The sequence below is a fragment of the Planococcus beijingensis genome (assembly GCF_016820615.1).
GTDB lineage: Bacteria > Bacillota > Bacilli > Bacillales_A > Planococcaceae > Planococcus > Planococcus notacanthi.
In genome coordinates, this window is the sequence record NZ_JADHDZ010000001.1 from 465,630 (window position 1) to 486,048 (window position 20,419).

Consider the following 20,419-nt stretch of genomic DNA (forward strand, 5'->3'; position numbering starts at 1 on the left):
ATCAGTCAAAAATGTGGATTGGGAAGGTGAAGAGATGAAAGTCAAAAAAGCGATTATTCCGGCTGCGGGGCTCGGAACCCGATTCTTGCCAGCGACAAAAGCCATGCCGAAGGAAATGTTGCCCATCGTTGATAAACCCACTATTCAATACATAGTCGAAGAAGCGATCGCTTCGGGAATTGAAGATATCATCATCGTAACGGGCAAAGGCAAGCGTGCGATTGAAGACCATTTCGATCATGCTTTCGAACTTGAAGATACGCTGTTGAAAAAAGGCAAGACCGATATGCTGGATTCTGTTTTGGAAACATCTACTGTCGAAATCCATTACATCCGACAAAAAGAGCCGCTGGGCCTCGGACATGCTATTTGGTCTGCGCGCCGCTTTATCGGCAATGAACCGTTTGCTGTCTTATTGGGCGATGACATTGTGGAGAATGAAGAGCCATGCCTGGGTCAGTTAATGAAGCAAAATGAAGAGACCGGCAAAAGCATTATCGGTGTTCAGCAGGTGCCGGAAGATGAAACCCACCGCTACGGCATCATCAATCCTGTTTCAATTGACGGGAAATTGATCAAAGTTGATAATTTCGTCGAGAAGCCCGCCGCGGGAACGGCGCCTTCGAATTATGCCATTATGGGGCGTTACATCCTGACACCGGAAATTTTTGAGTTTTTGGGCCGCCACCAGCTTGGCGCAGGCGGCGAAATCCAACTGACGGATGCTATTCAAATGCTGAATGAAGTCCAATCGGTCTATGCCTATGAATTTGAAGGACGTCGTTTTGACGTTGGTGAGAAATACGGCTTTATCGAAACGACCATTGAATTTGCGTTGAAGCGCCCTGAATTGAAAGATCGGTTGCTGAAGTTATTTGATGAAAAGTTAAAAGAGTCGTATATCAACGAAAAGTGATGGCCTGTGTATAGATAAAGCAAAGCGCTTCAGCCACTAAGGCGAAGCGTTTTTTTGCCTGCAGCCGGTTATTGCAGCCGGCAGATAATGGTACACTGAAAAGGTTCTATATCCATTGGAATAGGATTTGAAATTTTTATAATCGACTCTAAAAGAAATGAGTGTTTGAAGTGGTGAAAAATTTGAGTTTCAAAAAAATAGCGGTGTGGCTGTTGACGCTTTTCTTCATGGTCGGCTTACCGCTTGCAACATTGTATGTCAGTGAACGGCTGGTCCGTGAAGTGCTGACTTTGCCGCTGCGGGAATGGGTGGTGGAGTTGCCCCAGCGCTTTATGGTCAATGTGCTGTTGTTGCTGGCATTGTTCAATCTATTGTATATCCTGCCAAGAAAATGGTTCATGGTTACAAGCCTGATCTTGAGCAGCTTTTTGGTGGTCTTCGCTTATGCCAATCAAGTGAAAATGGAGCTCCGCAGCTCGCCGATTTCACTCGGGGATTTTGCGTTGCTGAAAGAATTGGGCAGTCTGGAGCAGCCGGTGGGCGTCAACATTCCGTTGCTTGCGGGCATTGGTTTGGCTTTCATTGCGTTGATTGTGGCGATTGTGGTCGGTGTACCGAAACTGAAGGAAAACTGGATCCTCAAGACAGGTGTTTTTCTTGTTTCCGTGTTGTTCCTGGCGATGATTTGGACCGAGAAACCCGCTTCTCCGATGAAAAATGCGCAATTTGAAAATACGTGGTGGAAGTTGGAAGTGGCACTAATGCGCAACGGCGTCTTCGGCAACTTCGTCATGCTGGCGAAAAATTCCCGAATTGACCCGCCTGAAGGTTTTTCTGCAGATAACATGAAAACCATTGCGGAAAAGTACCAGCCGGATGAAAGAGCAGGCGGGGAAAAACCGAATGTCATTTTCCTGATGAGTGAATCGTTCGTTGATCCATATTTATTTGGGGAACAGCATTTTGCTAAAGATCCAGTCCCTAATTTCCGCCGCCTGTTTAATGAATCACTGCATGGCGGAATGTATTCCTCGGAATTCGGTGGAGGGACGGCCAATGTAGAATTTGAAGCGTTGACTGGCTTCAGTATGCAGTTCATGCCGGCGAATTTCGTGCCGTACCAGTTGTATATTACCAAGCCGTTGCCGTCCGCGGCTTATGCTTTCAGGGAAGCGGATTATGAAACAACTGCAATCCATTCCTACTTTGGCTGGTTTTACCAGCGTGAATCGGTGTATCGCCAAATGGGCTTTAACCGTTTCATCTCGGGTGAATTCATGGATTTGGACCAACCCAACGATCCCGGAAAAGGATTTCCAAAAGACAAACACATTACAGATTCAGTTATAGCGACTCTGGATAGAACCGAAGGACCGGATTTTATTCATGCGGTGGCAGCTGAAGGCCATAGTCCCTATTACAAAACCGAGCAATCGGAATTTATGAACAGCGGCACGCTGCCGGAGGAAACCGAACAATATCTGGCCAATTATACGGGGAAAGTGCATGGCGCTGATGCCGAACTCGGCCGGATGGTGGAGGAAATTGAAGCGCGGGGCGAGCCGACAATCCTGCTGTTTTTCGGAGACCATTACCCATCTTTTACAGATAATGAAGCGATGTATGGAGAAGCGGGCACAGGCATTGCGAACGACATGCTGGGGGATTACGACGATTTTATTGCCACCCATAAAGTGCCGTATTTCATCTGGAAATCCGATGGCAATCAACCCGCAGAACTTGACGTCACCCCTAATCAGTTTAGTGCCTTGGCACTTGAGATGGCAGGCGTCCAGGGCAATACGGTGACGGCGATACTCGACGATATGCGGGAACAGGGAGATGCGGTGATTCCGTACAATCAGTGGCAAAGTGAAATGGGGCCGCAGACTCAACAGATGAAAGACTTGCAGATGATTCAATACGACTTGCTGCATGGCAAGCGCTACTCGGAATACTTGATGCCGGAACTTGTTAGGACGCCTTCTGCAGATTACCATTTAGGGCTTTACCCTGAAATGCTTGCACAAAAAGTCGTAGAGACTGCAGATTCGTTTGAATTTTATGTTGAAGGAGCTCCCAGATTTTCAGAAGTTTTGGTTGATGGCGAGCCTGTCACTGCCGAATGGCAGCCAGCGGAGCAAGGTTTGGCAGTATTCAGTGTGTTGAAAGATCAAGTGAAAGAAGATGCAGCGATTCAAGTGGTTGTCTACAACTCCAGAGGAGCCGTATTAAAAGAAACGTCTGAATTTACAATTGAAGAAACTGTTGTAACGAGCAGACAGTAAAGCAGCGGCCGAATTATCGGGCCACTGCTTTTTCACTAATTGGATAGTATCAGCGGAGTTATCTCCATAAATTCACATGAAAATATCCTCACATATTTAATAAGTACCCTCCATGAGTATCTGATAAATCATGGAAACTGCAAATGATAAATATTATAAAGATTTGATTAGTCGAAGGCGCCAGCTTATTTGTTTAGGAGAGGAGAGCCATTGTCATATGCTTCTACCTTGCAGTAGAGCTTGTTCTTTTTTCAGTCATTAAACAAAATTTCAGGGATCGATCAACTTATTTTGAAATTAAGTAGTTCAAATAATCTAAAAAATCAGTATTATCAGTGGAAATTCTTTGGAAGTATGATAAACTATCTAACTATAGATGAAATAATGTAAACGGTTGGAAATTCAACAAGAATACTGACTTTGCTATGGCAAAGAACAGCTACAAGGAGGCAGGGCCCAGGTGAAAGATATTTACTTTGAACGTGATTATGGGCGTTTATACGAAAAGATTGAGCAGGGGACATGCGAAGTTTTTGAATTCCAGCATCCATTAGGGAGTGTCAGCCATTTGTTCATCAAACGGCTTATTCCGGTATGCATCAATGAAGAGCCCTATTATGACATCAGTACCCCTTATGGCTATGGAGGACCAAGAATCATCAATTGCCAAGAGGGCAGCGAGAGCCAATTGGTTCACGCATTCCACGACGCCTTTGAAGAATATTGCCGAAAAGAGAACATTGTCAGTGAATTTGTCCGTTTTCATCCTTTATTTACAAATGCACAGGATTTCAACAGCAACTATGAATTGACATTCCGCCGCTACACTACCGGAACAAACTTAAAGGATTACGAAGATCCGATCAAATCGGAGTTTTCCAAGTCTAAGCAAAAAAGCATCCGAAAGGCGTTGGCGGCAGGCGTGGAGTATAGAGTGACAGTAAATCCGCCCGATTTGGAAGAATTCAAGCGCATTTACTATCGCACGATGAGCAGAAAAAATGCTGAGGCTGTCTATTATTTCAATGATGACTATTTCAAAGAGATGCTCGAGCATTTGGGCGAACATATTTTATTAGTAGAAATTCTATATGAAGGCCAAGCGATCGCAATGGGCCTGAATATGGTCTACGATAAATTTATCCACATTCACCTGTCCGGTACCATGGAGGAATTTCATCATCTGTCTCCGGCATTTGTCATGCGCCAGGCACTGGTGATGTGGGGGAAAGAAAATGGAATAGAACTGATCCACGAAGGCGGCGGTGTCACAGGCGAGATCGATGATCCGTTGTACTTGCTGAAAAAACAATTCGGCAAAAATACAGAATTCAAGTACTATGTCAGCTATAAGATATGGAATCAGAAAGTCTATGAATTGCTTTGCAAAACGGTGGGGACAGAAGTGGGCACAGGATCATTTCCGACATATCGTTCAAAGAAGAATCTTGAAGAACCTGTTGTTCCTTAAAAAATCAATAGGCTCTCTAGTAAAAAGTCTGCATCTTGATGCAGGCTTTTTTTATAGTTCGGTAAAAGTGTGGAACGAATAATGAGTGGAGGATCGAGTGCTGATGTCAGGTGAAGTTTTCCAATGCCGAATGCTATAATAAAACGAATGCCATTAATTGATTCTACTAGAAAAGGATTTGTAAAATGACTGCATATAGAAGTATTTCCTGGATTGCCGCCTTTTCGTGGATGGCTGTCATTTTTTATTTGTCGCATCAGCCAGGTTCGGCATCAAGTGATTTGAGTTCAGGCATAGTTGCGACACTTTTGAATTTTATCGATCAAGTAGCTCCGAACCTTGAATTAAATGTGGAAAGTTTCCATACCTTCGTCCGGAAAAACGCTCATTTTATGGCCTATTTGTTTTTGAGCCTGTTAAGTTTGAATGCTTGGAAAAGCAGTGGATATCGAGGTTGGAAACAATTGTTCTTGGGTTTTGGGATGTGTGTGTTGTTTGCAGCGACCGATGAAATCCACCAATTGTTTATCGAAGGGCGGAGCGGTGAAGTTAGAGATGTTCTAATTGACAGCACAGGAGCTGCGGTCGGAGTCGGGGTCTACATGATTGCCGCTAAAGTTGTGGGCTTATGGAAAAATAGCGATGATAAGCAGAAAAAAGCGGAATTGTAGTAATTGCCGCTGCCTATCTTATGTCATTAGATTCATCGATACTCACCTTTCTGTGACAAATGAACCTAGTAAATGCCAAAAATTTATCGTAAGATGGTATAAATAAGAAAAGCTTTATACTTGTTTGGGAGCAGTTTTCATCAAACTAGTATTTTGGAAATCACAAGGAGTAGAGTATGAATGACATCAGCAAGGTTGGAACAAAAGAGGTGGATCGTATGTGGGCTTTAATTACCGGCGGCTTTTTGTTTGTCCTGGCCGTTGTTTTTTCTTTAGGAAAAGCGAGCTCGAAGAGAGAAGATGTGGCCCGTGGCCATCGTCAGGAATTGCTTGCACGAGGAAACGAAACCATGCAGGAAAGCATAGTGGAAACATCCCTGATTGAAGAAACTGAACCCCCTAAACTTCACAAAGAGAGAAAAGCGCCACATCCATCAGAACAACTCTAATGGATGTGGTATTTTTTAGGACTAATTTACTGAATAAATTATAAACATTGAATTTTCAGTTATAAAACTGTGATTTTGCACCTATATTCTGTATGATAAGAAGGAAGGCTATTCTGCCTCAAGGAGGTGCATATCATGAAGAAAAACAAAAAAATAGGATCTGTTTTGCTGATGCTCTTAGGAGTTGTGGGACTCGGCTATTTCTTTTTGATGATTGAAAAGTTAACGCAAGGAAATGAAGAAGAAAATGGCCAGGAAAGTTATAGTGCCAATTTAGAAGAAGCGGTTGATAAAACGGTGGAACTTCAAACCGCCATTGATGAGACTCCAGCAGGAGGTACGCTGGAAATTCCGCCAGGCGTATACAAACTCAGTAAAAACCCTGATAATTTAGCCGTTACTGAATATGGCGAAAGTTATTTTGCTCTAAAGATCTCAAAACCAATTACTATTTTAATGGAGGAAGTCATACTCCAAACAACGGCAGAGGAAGAATATGGGGTATTTTTGATCAATGAAACTGACGATGTCCATTTAAAAGGCGGCGTTGTAATGGGAGAGCGTGAGCCGACAGAAGGAGAATTAACTTCCCATGTGGGAGTATTGTTTTTTTATACAAACGATAGCTCAATTGAAGGCACCTATCTGAAAAACTTTTCTCAAGGGGTCCACCTCAATCATTCAGATAATAATGTCGTCCGAAAAGTAACTTCAGAGTTCAATCATGGATCAGGCATTATCAGTTTCGATTCCAATAGAAATCTTATTGATTCTTGTGTGGTGAGGAATTCCGGTGACGGCCATTTATCTTTGTATGGAGGTGGCGAAGAGAACCATGTAGTCAATTGCATGGTTACTGAAGACCGCCCGGAATTTACCGATCAGCAGGGCATTACGGTAGAAAGTGAAAAAGGCAGTTTGATTGAAAACAACACCGTCAGCGGTTTTTATTACGGCATCGATGTTAAAAATGGATCGGAAGGGAACATTATCAAATCGAACATCGCTTACGATAATGAGTACAATATTGCTGTACGAGGCGGGGATGGCGGTGCAAATCTCCAACTGCCTAGTTACAACACGCAAATTTTGAACAATATGGTAGTCGATCCACGCGATAAATCTTCATACGGCATCTATGTCGGGGCGGGTGACGGGCATGTCGTGACTGGCAATACCTTGAACCCGGGCAATCTAATTCTGCCTGAGGAAGATTTAGAACTTTATGAAAGCCAAAATTATTTTGTGACGGAAGATGGAAGCTGAACACGTATCCTGTTGGGGCCAGCAATGGCATCAAGGGGAACGTGTTTTTTTATGGACAAAAAGGGGGGCGGCAAAAGAGTATGGAGGTGCGCTCTTTGGTTAGTGAAGTGCGGAAATCGGCTGTTGAGGTGCGGTTAGAACGAGTTGAGGTGCGCTTAAAGCCAGTTGAGGTGCGTTCAGCCAATTCTGATGGAAATACTTTCATACAGATTTCCTTCAAATGGTATAATTGAGGCAATAAACATCTTTTATGAGGTAGAGGAGGAAAAGGATTTATGGCAATACTGGTTTGTGGAGGCGCCGGGTACATCGGCAGCCATACAGTGAAGGAATTGGTCGATACATATGAAGTGGTGGTGCTGGATAATTTGACCACCGGTTTTGAATCGTTGATTGATGAGCGGGCGACTTTTGTCAAAGGGGATTTAGGTGATGGCGCGGTGCTTGATCGCATTTTTACGGATCATGCGATCGATGCCGTATTCCATTTTGCAGCCAATAGCCTGGTAGGCGAATCGGTGGAAAATCCGTTGAAGTATTACCGCAATAATGTCAGCGCGACGCTCGTGTTGCTCGAGAAAATGATTGAACATAATGTTAAGCGCTTCATCTTTTCATCAACCGCTGCCACTTATGGAATTCCGGATACGGAGATGATCACGGAAGAAACCGCCAATAAGCCGATCAATCCATATGGCCGCTCTAAACTGATGGTGGAACAGATTTTGGCTGACATTGCGCATGTCCACGATTTCCAATATGTCGTGCTCCGTTACTTTAATGCGGCAGGCGCGCATGAATCAGGAACAATCGGTGAAAGCCACGATCCCGAATCGCATTTGATTCCGATCGTGCTTCAGCATCTTTTGGGGCAGCGGGAAAAAATTTCAGTCTTCGGAACGGACTACGATACGGCTGACGGCACTTGTGTCCGGGATTATATCCATGTCACCGATTTGGCGCGTGCGCATATCCTGTCCTATGAGGGAATGGCCAAAGGGGAAATTGCGAATGAAACCTATAACCTTGGCAATGGAGCAGGATACTCAGTGAATGAAATCATTAAAGCTTGCGAAGCGATTTCAAAACGGCAAGCAACAATTGAGTATGTCGATCGGCGCGCGGGAGATCCGGCTACTTTAGTCGCTTCCTCCACTAAAATTGCAGCGGCTTTGGGGTGGAAACCGGCATTCGATTTGGAAGCCATCATTTCCAGCGCCTGGGCATGGCATTCAAAGTGAAAAATAACAGTTGAAAAGATCCCTTGAGCATCCAAACGCTCAAGGGATTTTTTATGCCTGTAAACTAAGGGCGATCAAACACTTTTGATGATTAAAAGCGCTGAAATTTAAATAACATAATTTATTTTCTAAATAGAGCGAATTATCTATATTTAAACCTATTGTTTGTGATAGAATGGGAAAAACAAAACGGAACTGAGTATATAGTAATGGTTTCGAATTTGTTTGCTTCCTCCATTTTTAAGATAGCTATTACCCCTTATCACTCAATCCCCAAATTACATTAAGAGGAGAGAAACTTATGAATAAGAATCCATTAGTCAGCGTTGTCTGTACAAGCTATAACCATGGGGATTATCTTGCTGAAGCAATCGACAGCTTTTTGATGCAGAAAACAAATTTTGATTTTGAAATTTTGATTTATGACGATGCCTCAACCGATCAAGGGCCGCGTGTCATCCGAGAGTATGAAAATCGCTATCCTGATCTGATTAAACCAATTTACCAAACCGAAAACCAATACTCAAAAGGAGTCCGTGTGGAATTGTTCAACCACAACCGGGCGAACGGAAAGTATATCGCTGTTTGCGAAGGGGACGATTATTGGACGGATCCTTATAAATTGCAAAAACAGATTGATTATATGGAGGCGCATCCGAATTGCAGCATGACTGTCCATGCAGCCGACCGGGTTTTATCGGATAAGAAAAAAATCCTTTCCACAGTGCGGCCCGAGAAGGCCAATGCCATTTTATCCATGGAACGCGTCATAGAAGGCGGAGGGGACCTGGTAGCCACAAATTCGATGGTTTATTCAAAAGAAAAAATCCCGGAATTGGCTCCGTTTTATTTAAATGCGACGGTAGGCGACTATCCGATGGTTATTTTAGCTGCGCTTCATGGAACGGTGGATTATTTGGATGACAATATGTCCGCTTACCGCGTCGGGGTGAAAGGGTCTTGGACAGAACGTGAGCTGGCGACCAGTATGAAACGCATCAACCATTATCACGATATGGAAAAAATGTTTGATGAAATCAACGAGTATACGAATTTTCAATACAACGGCGCATTGGAAAAAGCAAAACGGGGCTACCAATTTTCGCTTTTGGTGGAGCAGAGGAAGTTCAAAGAAGCAAAAAGCGGTGAATTTCGGCAAATCTATTTAGAGCTTGGCACAAAACAACGTGTCTTGATGGGGATGAAACGCTATTTCCCGAATGTTACTGAAAGCATCCGCAAAGCAAAGTGGAAATTTGTCCAGTAAATAGAGCAGTAAGAAGGACTGGGGGATAGGAGACCGTTAAATGGAACCACAACCATCATTGAAGAAAAAAACAATTGGCGGTCTGGTGTGGAGTTTTGGTGACCTGATAGGCAACCAAGGCATACAGTTCCTCATCCAGATTATTTTGGCGCGGTTGTTGCTGCCTGAACATTTTGGATTGATCGGCATGATTCTGATATTTATCGCCTTGTCAAATTCGTTGGTCGACAGTGGATTTACACAAGCTTTAATCCGTGAACGCCACGCCAACCAAACGGATTATTCAACCGTCTTTTATTTTAATCTAGTTGTATCGTTCTTGATTTATTTGATCTTGTTCCTGGCTGCTCCGGCAATCAGCCGTTTCTTCGGCGAACCGCAGCTGGTGGCACTGGTCCGTGTATTATCTATTGGAATCGTCATTAACGCATTTGCCGTCATTCCAAAAGCCATGTTCGCCAAAGAAGTAAACTTTAAAACGCAGGCCAAAATCAATTTAAGTTCCAGTATCTTGTCCGGTCTTTTTGCGGTGGGGCTGGCATTGGCGGGCTACGGGGTTTGGAGTCTGGTGCTGCGGCAATTATCGATGAATGCCATCCAGTCTCTGTTGTTCACGGTGACGAAAAAGTGGGTGCCTTCTTTGGTGTTCAGTGTGTCTTCGTTCAAGCGTTTGTTCGGATTTGGCTGGAAACTTCTTGTCTCCGGAATGATTGATACTTTCTATACGAATGTCTATTTCCTGATTATCGGAAGGCAATATTCAGCGGCACAGTTGGGCTATTATACAAACGCCTCCCGTTTCAGCGAAATCGTTTCGCAGAATTTGGCGGCGACTATTTTAAGGGTGACTTATCCGGTGCTCAGCAGCATCCAGGATGAACACGAACGCTTGAAACAGTCCTATAAAAACATCACCAGGCTTGCCGCTTTCCTCATTTTCCCGGTAATGGTCGGCATGGCTGCGATAGGGGAACCTTTAGTGTTGTTGGTGTTCGGTGAAAAGTGGCTGCCGATGGTGCTTTATTTCCAATTGCTGTCCATCGCTGGAATGCTGTACCCCATTTTGGCTCTCGATTTAAGTATTTTGCAGGTGAAAGGACGATCGGACCTTTACCTGTATTTAGAGATCATCAATAAACTTTCATTGACGATTCTTTTGTTCCTGGCAGTGTGGCTGGAATTGGGGGTCATCGGGCTGATCGGAGCAGCTATTTTAAACACGTATTTTGAGTTCTTCGTCAACAGCCATGTTTCCAAAAGGGAAGTGGCGTATCCGGCTATGGAGAAATTGGGTGACCTGCTTCCGATTTATTTGATTTCGTTTGGGATGGGCGCTGTAGCGTGGCTGATCGGTCAGCAAGTTGAAGGGAATCTTCTTTTCCAAATGGTCTTGCAGGTAACTGCTGGAATCTTTATTTATATCGCCGTTTGCCGAATTGCAAATATCGCAGAACTAAGAACGGTTTATGGGTTAATGACGTCAGTTCTTACTAAAAAAAACAAACGGTAAGCAGGATTATCTGCTTACCGTTTCAGCTTGTAGACAAAAGAATATTTATGTCGTTCAAAGGGTGAATATGCAATTTGTTGTCTTTCTATTGGATCCTGCACTCCAGGCGGACGCTTTCCTGCGGGCTTGCGCCGAACTAACTCGGACTGGCGCCCGAGTGGATTTCGGCACTTCGCTATCCCGCTGGAGTCGCCGCCTTGCGCTACGGATTTTTGTATGAAGGAGTTACTAAGTTTATTGGGACGATGGTTTCCGGATCCTGACTAGCAGACTATTTCCTTTGATTGAAGCTACACGCCCCCGATCGGGCCGGCCACGGAGACTCCTGTGGGACAGCGAAAGCTGAAGACCCCGCAGGAACGCAGTGACGAGGAGGCTGAAGCTGAGCCCACGGAACGCGAAGTGGCCGGACCGGTTGGGGTATGCACCGCTATTCATTTTGGAAAGACTTTATCTACAGTCTGAAACGGTAAGCAGGATTATCTGCTTACAGTTTGTTCTTTGGGCCACCGATATGCTGGGAAAAGTTCGCTTTCTGTATCGGTATTTGTCAGCTGATTCAACTGCTCGTATATTTGTTCATTCCAAACTTTATTGCCTACATAATAGTCGAATTCGGTATTTTTACCAAATCTTTTTTTGAATACATAGAGGGAGTCGTCGGGGCCAGGATGGACGCCGCCGCCGGAATGGATATATTCCACTCCGTGTTCTTTTGCCCACTCTACGATGGCGTAGGTCATGACATAAACAGGGGATAAATGATTGAAGCCGTCCACAGTTCCTGATAGGTGTGTATGGACAAACGCCCCCGTGTGAAAATGCATTTCTGCTCCAATCACTTGGGAGTCGTAGATGGCCTCAACTATTATAAGGTGTTCGCCTAGATTATCGATAATTTTGGAGAAGTATTGCTTGTCGAAAAAGTAGAAGTCTCCAGCGCCGACGCGCTTCATCGTCGTCAAGTAGATGTCCTGAAACTCGTCTAAATTAGAAGGATTTCTGGTAATCCGGTAAGTCACGCCGTCCTTTAACGCTTTACGGATTCTCTTTCGGGTTGAACCTGAAAACTCTTCCTGCACAGGATCTTCGAAACCTTTCAAAGTGACGCCGGTGGTATGGCGTCTGAACAAAACGTTATAGCAGGACTTGAAATCCAAAGCATTGTCAATAAGCGGGTGGAAGCGGACAAATTCCGTAACAATCTTATGGTCATCGCAATATACTTGAAAAGCCTGGCAAAAATGTTTGACCAGTTCATCTTTGCGCGTGTCATCTTTCAGTTCCGTGATGACTGGCCCCCCATAACCGTAGGGGGTGAGCAGATCAAAGTATGACCCGCCTTCCAGTTGGATGGGAATTTCCCGTTTAATGAATTGATGATAGACAGATCCCAAAGGATGTTCGAATTCGAAAACTTCACAAGTTCCTCCTTCGATATGCTCATACAACTGGGCATAATCTTTTATGAAAAATAAATCTTTCAAATCAAAACCTCATTTCTTCGTATATTTTGATGTGGATTCACGTCTTCACTAGTAGTGCAGACTGCAATCTAAGAGAAAATTCTGCTATATTAGCAGCTGTATGTTGAAGATGATTGATATTACTAAATTTTCAATTAAATTTAACTTCATACCGATTGTAACGAAAAAAGTAGGTAAATGCTAGTGATAATTTTGTTTTTGTCGAATTCATATAAGGAAAAGTAAGCAGTAAGAAAGGAAAAATTGTAATTTAAGTTTTTTATGGGGTATTAGTATTCAGAAAAATGTGCATTTTTAGAAAAAATATTCTATACTAAAGAATATGAAGTTCAGGGTGGATCGGCAATTTTAATCTTCAATTGCACTTAAGAGGAGAATGTGAATGGTTTCCAATAATAACCACAGCAAATGGCTCTTGTTTCTTTTGGGAATGATCGGAGTGGCACTCATTTTTTTTACCGGAAAACTTTTTTTACTGGAGGAAAACAGGATTGATGCAGGAGTACAATTTGAGGCGGAAGGTGACGGTGTGACGGATGATACAAGAGCGATACAGCGCGCGATTGATGAAACTCCAATTGGCGGGACGATTCATATTCCTCCTGGTATTTATAAATTGAGCAAAAATCCTGATTTCAAAGCAAGCACTGGATACGGGGACAGTTACTTTGCATTGAAGGTATCCAAACCTATTACCATTATCATGGAACAAGCGATATTCAAAACAGAATCCAAAGGCGAATACGGCGTATTCTGGATTACGGATACGGCGGATGTCCATTTGAAAGGCGGATTTTTGCTGGGAGATGAATTGCCGAAGAGCGGGTCATTGATTTCGAACATTGCCATTTTGCTTCAAGACAGCCAGAAAAGTTCGATAGAAAATGTGTATACAAAAAATTACTCTCAAGGCATCCACTTGCATCACGCCAATGACAATATCGTCCGGAATGTGACGAGCGAATTTAATTATGGTTCAGGCATCATTAATTTTGCGTCGGACTACAATACAATTGAATCTTGTGTTGTCAGAAATTCGGGAGATGGCCATCTTTCCTTATTCGGTGGTGGCAAACAAAATCTAGTCAAAGGCTGTGTAGTAACGGAAGACCGCGAAGGCTATACCGATCAGCAGGGAATTACGATTGAAAGCGAAAAGGAAAGTGTGATCGAAAAAAATTCAGTCAGTGGGTTTTATTATGGCATCGATGTTAAAAATGGCGCGGATTCCAATATCATCGTCGGCAATCTGACGTACGATAATGAATTCAATATTGCGGTCAGACCCGGTGATGGAGGCAATAATTTGATGACTCCTAGCCACAACATACGCATTTTTAATAATTTGGCCATCAATTCTCGGGAAGATTCCGAGCGGGGCATCTATGTCAATGTTGGGAAGGGACATCAAATACAAGGAAACACAGTAGAAGAAAATAATTTAATCATTCGAGATGAGAAGTTGCGGAAAGTTTATAAAAAAGATAATTTTTTTGTGAAAGGCGAATAACCTGAAATGAGTTACGAAATTGTTAAGTTATGGTTAATATTTCTGAATAATACGTTTATTCAGTTAAATTCATGCTAAGATGTAGTGTGTATAAAAGTTTCAGAGGCATTCCATTCAGCTGAAGCAGGTGCATACTAGTAAAGCCGAGGCACTATAGCTGGTGACGGAAACTTACTTAATTGAAGAGGAGTCTGTGGCTTATGGCAAACGAAATAATGGTGAGCGTTGAGTGCAACAGCTATAATCAGGAAGATTTCATAGCGGAAGCATTAGAGAGTATATTGATGCAGAAAACAAATTTCGCTTTTGAAATTCTAGTACATGACGATGCATCGACTGACCGGACAGCTGATATCATTAGAAGCTATGAACAAAGGTATCCGGATATCATCAAACCCATTTATCAGACGGAAAATCAGTATTCCAAAGATGTTCCGTTTGAGACGTTCAACGATGAACGGGCGCGAGGGAAATACTTGGCGATTTGTGAAGGTGATGATTATTGGACCGATCCGGAAAAGTTGCAGAGGCAAGTCGATTATATGGAGGCGCACCCCGAATGCAGCATGTGTGTCCATGCTGCAGAAAAGGTCTCTGCGGTAAGCAAGAAAAAAGTCGCGACTATACGGCCGAGCCATAAGGATAAAATCTTTTCGGTAGAAGAAGTGATTGAGGGTGGGGGAGATCTGTTCGCCACCAACTCGATTTTGTATTCTCGCGAAAAAATACCTAAGATGCCGGAGTTTTATTTGAATGCCACCATTGGCGATTATCCATTGGTTATCTGGGGGGCATTGAGAGGCACTTTCTATTACATGGATCGAAATATGGCTGCTTACCGGGTGGAGGTCAAAGGCTCTTGGACGGATATGCAAGTCTCTGATGTTGCCGCAAAACAAAAACACCTCCAGGAAGTCGCCGTTTTGCTCGACGAAATCAATACTTTCACTAATTTCAAATACGATTACGTCATCAATCGCACGAAAAGACGAAACCGCTTTTATATCTTGTTGAAACAATTAAAAATAAAAGAGACCTTGAAAAAAGGGTACCGGCAGTTCTACATGCAACCGGAATTTTTTAAACGGGTCTTCAAGCGGATTACCATCTGAAAAATGCCTGGATATAATCCTGAACAAATAAAAGGCGATTCCTGAAAGTTGGCGTGGCCAATTCTCAGGAATCGCCTTTTGTTATTAATTCTCATGCATTGGAATTAGTTTAAAGCGGCTATCTGGCTGGATCTGTAGAAGATAATTTTAGTTTCTAAATTTGATCAAATAAAAAGAGTTGGATGAACTTTAATCCGGCTCTTTTTTAATGGGGAAAGGCGAAAGCCGGTTTTAACAATTGGAATAATCTCCTTATTCAGCTTTTCTAAAAAACAGGAAGGATATAACAGATAAATGAAGAGTCTTACTTAGAAAATTGTAAGAATAGCTACGAAACTTTTAGTTTTATAAAAGATTGTGGAATAATTTTCATATTAAAAATATAAAAATAATCTAAATTATCTGTTATTTATGACTTATAGTATGTTAGAATGAAATTCAAGAAGTAAAAATAAGCATAAAGTATTGTATCTAAAAGGGAGGTAAGTTCTTATTGGCGTAAAATAGATGTTATTTACCTACTTTTTGTGATTAAATAATAGTTGAATTACAAATATCTGAACATTTAGGCACTTCGGACAACGTTTTGCATCAAAAGTTTTCATTGATAGGAGCCGGCAGATGAAACAGGAAAAGTCATTAAAGAAAAAAACAATCAGCGGTCTGTTGTGGAGCTTCGGAGACATGTTGGGAAATCAAGGCGTGCAGTTTATTATTCAAATTATCCTGGCGCGGTTATTGGCTCCTGCCGATTTTGGGTTGATCGGAATGATTCTGGTGTTCGTTGCACTCTCGAATTCACTTGTCGACAGCGGCTTTACACAGGCATTGATACGGGATCAAAGAGCCAATCAAACCGATTATTCAACGGTTTTCTATTTTAACTTGGCTGTATCTATTTTTATTTATGCAGCGTTATTTGTCTCGGCGCCCCTGATCAGCAACTTCTTCGATCAAGATCAATTAACGTCGATTATCCGGGTATTGGCATTAGGTGTCATCGTGAATGCGTTCTCGATCATTCCTAGAGCGATGTTCACCAAAGAAGTGAATTTCAAGGTGCAGGCTAAAGTTAATATGGCAGCAAGTGTGCTGTCGGGCATTGTAGCAGTTGCCATGGCGCTGACTGGTTTTGGTGTGTGGAGTTTGGTTATCCGGATGCTGGCTTTGAATCTTATTCAAGCGCTGTTGCTGGTTTTCTCCAGGAGATGGATGCCTTCACTGGTTTTCAGTGTAGAATCCTTCAAGCGGCTTTTTGGTTTCGGCTGGAAATTGCTTGTGTCAGGTTTGATTGATACAACCTATAACAACATTTACTACCTCATCATCGGCAAGCAATATACGCCCACTGCTTTAGGGCATTATACGAATGCCTCGAAATTCAGTGATGTCGCTACACAAGCGATGACGGCGACCATCCAGCGGGTAACCTACCCGGTATTGAGTGGGATCCAAGAGCAGCACGATAGGCTAAAGCAAAGTTTTAAGAAAATCATCAAACTTTCCGGATTTCTCATTTTTCCGGTTATGGTCGGTGTGGCGGCAGTCGCGGAGCCGCTGATTTTACTGGTTTTCGGTGAAAAGTGGACAGAGATGATCCCTTATTTCCAGCTGTTGTGCATCGCCGGAATGCTGTATCCGATACACGCATTAAATTTGAACATTCTTCAAGTGAAAGGGCGTTCGGATCTGTTTTTGTATTTAGAAATCATTAAGACCATTGTGCCGACAGTGCTGATATTTATTGTCTTCTGGATGGATTGGGGCATTACGGCCTTAGTGGCCACAGTGGTTATTGACTCGCACATTTCCTTATTCATCAATATTTATTTTTCTGGTCGCGAGATTTCATACAGCGTCAAAGAACAGATTCAGGACTTGTTTCCGATCTATTGCATTTCTTTGGCGATGGGCGCAGTAGTTTACGGCATCGGCGGATTTTTGCCCTTTTCCAATCTACCGACCTTGCTTTGCCAGATTGGAATTGGTGTAGTGCTCTATATCTCGATTAGCAAACTGTTTAAAATTCAGGAATTCGATACCGTTCTTGACTTATTGGTACCTGTCATAAAAAAGATTAAGCCCGCTAAGACGGGTTGATTGGCAGAAAGTGGATTTAAACCTTGGGAGGGAATGTAATGGCTAAAGCTTTTGAACAACCGATTTATGTGACGCGGCCTTTGTTGCCGGATATCACCGATGTCACAGAACGGATAAAAAAGGTCTGGGACAGCAAACAATTGACGAATTTCGGTGCGCAACATGATGAATTGAGCCGACAGCTCGAAAATCATCTGGAGGTAGAACATATTTCGATGTTTTCGAATGGCACGATGGCTTTACTGCTCGGCTTGAAAGCGTTGAAATTGACGGGGGAAGTCATTACGACGCCGTTTACATTTCCAGCCACGGTACAAGCTTTGGACTGGAATAATTTAACGCCTGTGTTTTGTGACATCGATCCGGAGACCTTCAATATTGATGCCGATAAAATCGAAGCGTTGATCACCGAAAAAACAAGCGCCATTCTGGGTGTCCATGTTTTCGGAAATCCGTGCGATGTGGAAAAAATTCAAGCAATTGCCGATAAGCATAACCTGAAGGTCATCTATGATGGCGCCCATGCGTTCGGTTCCAAAATCAATGGGGAGCCGATCAGCAGTTTTGGCGATATGACGATGTTCAGTTTCCACGCCACCAAATTGTTCAATACGATCGAAGGCGGTGCCTTAACTTACAATGATCCAGAACTCGGCAGGCAGTTGGATTTGCTGAGAAACTTCGGGCTTGCCAATGCTGAAGAAGTGGTGTTATCGGGATTGAACGCCAAAATGAATGAAGTCCAGGCGGGTGTCGGGATTGAAGTGCTGCAAGTGGTTGAAGGCGAACGAAGAAAACGCCATACCATCAAAAAAGCCTACGAAGAAAATTTATCGGATATTGACGGCATCCGGATTTTGACGAAGCTTGAAGACGAATCCAGCAGCTACCAGTATTTTGTCATTGAAATAGACGAAGTGGTGTTCGGGCAGTCGAGGGATACTGTCCATCAGGAACTCCAAAAATACAAGGTCTTTGCCAGAAAGTATTTCTATCCTTTATGCAGCGATTTCGAGTGGTACAGCGAACTGCCATCCGCGCGGCCTGAAAATCTGCCGAATGCGAAACGGGCGGTCCAACAGGTTCTTGCGATGCCTTATTACGGTGATTTGCCGATTGAATCGGTCAAAGCCATTTGTGAAATTATCCGGGAATTGCATGTTGCTCAGGAAAGTGTATCTCAACTATAAGAAATGAGGGATCAATGATGAAGGGAATTATTTTAGCTGGTGGAACGGGGACCCGCCTTTACCCGTTGACCAAATCGATTTCAAAACAAATGCTGCCTGTCTACGACAAACCGATGATCTATTATCCATTATCTGTATTGATGCTTGCGGGAATCAAGGAAATCCTGATTATTTCAACGCCAAGAGATATCTCCGGCTTTTTGAGTTTGTTGGGCAATGGACAAAAACTGGGCATCAAATTGGAGTATGCGATTCAGGAAGAGCCGAATGGATTAGCTGAAGCCTTTACAATCGGTGAAAGTTTTATTGGCGATTCGCCTGTGGCATTGGTGCTCGGCGACAATGTCTTTTATGGATCGGATTTCGGAAGCAGGCTGCAGGAATCAGCTGAGCTGAAGAATGGCAGCATCATTTTTGGCTGTCATGTAGCAGATCCGAGAGCTTACGGTGTAGTGGAAGTGGATGACGAGCTGAATGTCATTTCTATTGAAGAAAAGCCGGAGAAGCCGAAATCCTCTTATGCGATTCCTGGCCTTTATTTCTTCGACAATAAAGTCGTTGAGATTGCAAAAGGAGTCGCACCTTCCGCGCGTGGAGAAAAAGAAATCACTTCCGTTGTTGATGAGTACATGAAGCGCGGCGAATTGCAGGTCAATATTATGGGGCGCGGACTGGCTTGGCTCGATACCGGAACACATGAAGCTTTATTGGAAGCTTCCAATTTCGTAGAAGCCATCCAAAAGCGGCAAGGGCTATATGTGGCATGCCTGGAAGAAATCGCATACCGGAAAGGCTATATCAATCAAGCGCAATTGATCGAGTTGGCGCAGTCTTTGAAAAAGACGGATTATGGTCAGTACCTGCTGGATATTGCTTCTGAAAAATCATTATTACCGAATAACTCATAAAGGGGCGCCTCCATGGAAAATGTACTAGTAACCGGCGGAGCGGGATTTATTGGAGGGAACTTTGTCCAATACATGGTCGAGAAATATCCGCAATACCATATTTATAATCTCGATTTGCTGACGTATGCAGGAGATCTGACAAAGCATCAGCAAATCGAAAACAAAGAAAACTACAGTTTTGTCCATATCGATATCGCTGACCGACAGGCAGTGGGCGAATTATTCGAACGGGTGAATTTTACTTATGTCGTCCACTTTGCTGCTGAAAGCCATGTCGATCGGTCGATTACAGATCCGGAGGTTTTTATCCGAACCAATGTGCTGGGCACGCAAGTGTTGCTGGACGCTGCTAAATCGGCGGAAGTCCGGAAGTTCGTCCATGTCTCGACTGATGAAGTTTACGGCGAACTGAGCTTCGATCCCACAACATTCTTTACGGAAGAAACACCGATCCAGCCTAATAGCCCGTACAGTGCCAGCAAAGCGTCTTCGGATCTATTGGTCCGGGCTTATCACGAAACGTATGGGCTGCCGGTCAATATTACGCGCTGCTCCAATAATTACGGTCCGTACCATTTTCCGGAAAAATTGATTCCATTGACGATTTCACGGGTGCTGAATGACCAAAAAGTTCCGGTTTACGGCGACGGCAAAAATGTCCGTGACTGGCTCCATGTGCTGGATCATTGCTCGGCGATTGATTTGGTGATGCATAGCGGAACGGTCGGCGAAGTGTATAATATCGGCGGCCATAATGAGATGACCAATCTTGAAGTGGTGCGCACCATCATTCGGGCTTTAGGGAAGACCGATGAGCTGATTGAATTTGTCGAAGACCGTTTAGGCCATGATAAACGATACGCCATCGATCCAACGAAAATCGAAGAATTGGGATGGCGACCGGTTTATGACTTTGAAACAGGCATTGCCCAAACCGTTGATTGGTTTCTTGAAAACAAGGAATGGTGGGAAAAAATCATCAGTGGCGAATACCAGCAATACTTCGATAGGCAATATGCACGCAAATAGAGAT

The 20,419-nt window shown here is 43.4% G+C and carries 16 protein-coding genes; 15 read left to right on the plus strand and 1 reads right to left on the minus strand.

Features of this window, described 5'->3' with window-relative positions; genetic code table 11:
* The first annotated feature begins 34 nt into the window (after positions 1 to 34).
* From galU to IRE19_RS02210, 9 genes are all read left to right on the plus strand, one after another.
* A complete protein-coding gene (gene galU / locus IRE19_RS02170) occupies positions 35 to 916 on the plus strand; it encodes a UTP--glucose-1-phosphate uridylyltransferase GalU (RefSeq protein ID WP_191713696.1) in 882 nt (293 codons plus the stop codon).
* A gap of 182 nt (positions 917 to 1,098) precedes the next feature.
* On the plus strand, positions 1,099 to 3,204 hold the full coding sequence (locus IRE19_RS02175) for an LTA synthase family protein (RefSeq protein ID WP_203339175.1): 2,106 nt from the start codon (positions 1,099 to 1,101) through the stop codon (positions 3,202 to 3,204).
* 460 nt (positions 3,205 to 3,664) lie between these two features.
* Entirely contained in the window at positions 3,665 to 4,675 is a 1,011-nt protein-coding gene (locus IRE19_RS02180; protein WP_203339176.1) for a GNAT family N-acetyltransferase, read from the plus strand.
* Between the two features lie 185 nt (positions 4,676 to 4,860).
* Complete coding sequence (locus tag IRE19_RS02185; RefSeq protein ID WP_191713700.1) at positions 4,861 to 5,346, plus strand: VanZ family protein; 486 nt, start codon at positions 4,861 to 4,863, stop codon at positions 5,344 to 5,346.
* A 176-nt stretch (positions 5,347 to 5,522) separates the two neighbouring features.
* Positions 5,523 to 5,795, plus strand: coding sequence for a hypothetical protein (locus IRE19_RS02190; RefSeq protein ID WP_238943032.1), 273 nt, complete (start codon positions 5,523 to 5,525; stop codon positions 5,793 to 5,795).
* 135 nt (positions 5,796 to 5,930) lie between these two features.
* On the plus strand, positions 5,931 to 7,061 hold the full coding sequence (locus IRE19_RS02195; protein ID WP_203339177.1) for a right-handed parallel beta-helix repeat-containing protein: 1,131 nt from the start codon (positions 5,931 to 5,933) through the stop codon (positions 7,059 to 7,061).
* 275 nt (positions 7,062 to 7,336) lie between these two features.
* Positions 7,337 to 8,302 (plus strand): UDP-glucose 4-epimerase GalE, encoded by a 966-nt coding sequence (gene galE / locus IRE19_RS02200; protein ID WP_203339178.1) that lies wholly within the window; start codon positions 7,337 to 7,339, stop codon positions 8,300 to 8,302.
* A 301-nt stretch (positions 8,303 to 8,603) separates the two neighbouring features.
* On the plus strand, positions 8,604 to 9,569 hold the full coding sequence (locus IRE19_RS02205) for a glycosyltransferase family 2 protein (RefSeq protein ID WP_191713704.1): 966 nt from the start codon (positions 8,604 to 8,606) through the stop codon (positions 9,567 to 9,569).
* 40 nt (positions 9,570 to 9,609) lie between these two features.
* Entirely contained in the window at positions 9,610 to 11,079 is a 1,470-nt protein-coding gene (locus IRE19_RS02210; protein WP_203339179.1) for a lipopolysaccharide biosynthesis protein, read from the plus strand.
* Positions 11,080 to 11,558: 479 nt separating this feature from the next.
* Here IRE19_RS02210 and IRE19_RS02215 read toward each other — a convergent pair whose 3' ends face one another.
* The gene (locus tag IRE19_RS02215; protein WP_203339180.1) at positions 11,559 to 12,566 is read right to left on the minus strand and encodes a GNAT family N-acetyltransferase; all 1,008 of its coding nucleotides are present in this window, start codon (positions 12,564 to 12,566) and stop codon (positions 11,559 to 11,561) included.
* 382 nt (positions 12,567 to 12,948) lie between these two features.
* Here IRE19_RS02215 and IRE19_RS02220 point away from each other — a divergent pair, with 382 nt between their 5' ends.
* The 6 genes from IRE19_RS02220 to rfbB all read left to right on the plus strand — a co-directional run bounded on the left by IRE19_RS02220 (position 12,949) and on the right by rfbB (position 20,415).
* Positions 12,949 to 14,076, plus strand: coding sequence for a right-handed parallel beta-helix repeat-containing protein (locus IRE19_RS02220; RefSeq protein ID WP_238943033.1), 1,128 nt, complete (start codon positions 12,949 to 12,951; stop codon positions 14,074 to 14,076).
* Between the two features lie 200 nt (positions 14,077 to 14,276).
* Complete coding sequence (locus IRE19_RS02225) at positions 14,277 to 15,188, plus strand: glycosyltransferase family 2 protein (RefSeq protein WP_203339181.1); 912 nt, start codon at positions 14,277 to 14,279, stop codon at positions 15,186 to 15,188.
* A 621-nt stretch (positions 15,189 to 15,809) separates the two neighbouring features.
* Positions 15,810 to 17,288, plus strand: coding sequence for a lipopolysaccharide biosynthesis protein (locus IRE19_RS02230; RefSeq protein WP_203339182.1), 1,479 nt, complete (start codon positions 15,810 to 15,812; stop codon positions 17,286 to 17,288).
* A 38-nt stretch (positions 17,289 to 17,326) separates the two neighbouring features.
* The gene (locus tag IRE19_RS02235) at positions 17,327 to 18,478 is read left to right on the plus strand and encodes a DegT/DnrJ/EryC1/StrS family aminotransferase (RefSeq protein WP_203339183.1); all 1,152 of its coding nucleotides are present in this window, start codon (positions 17,327 to 17,329) and stop codon (positions 18,476 to 18,478) included.
* A gap of 17 nt (positions 18,479 to 18,495) precedes the next feature.
* Positions 18,496 to 19,386 (plus strand): glucose-1-phosphate thymidylyltransferase RfbA, encoded by an 891-nt coding sequence (gene rfbA / locus IRE19_RS02240; protein WP_203339688.1) that lies wholly within the window; start codon positions 18,496 to 18,498, stop codon positions 19,384 to 19,386.
* Positions 19,387 to 19,398: 12 nt separating this feature from the next.
* The gene (gene rfbB / locus IRE19_RS02245; RefSeq protein ID WP_203339184.1) at positions 19,399 to 20,415 is read left to right on the plus strand and encodes a dTDP-glucose 4,6-dehydratase; all 1,017 of its coding nucleotides are present in this window, start codon (positions 19,399 to 19,401) and stop codon (positions 20,413 to 20,415) included.
* Positions 20,416 to 20,419 lie beyond the last annotated feature (4 nt).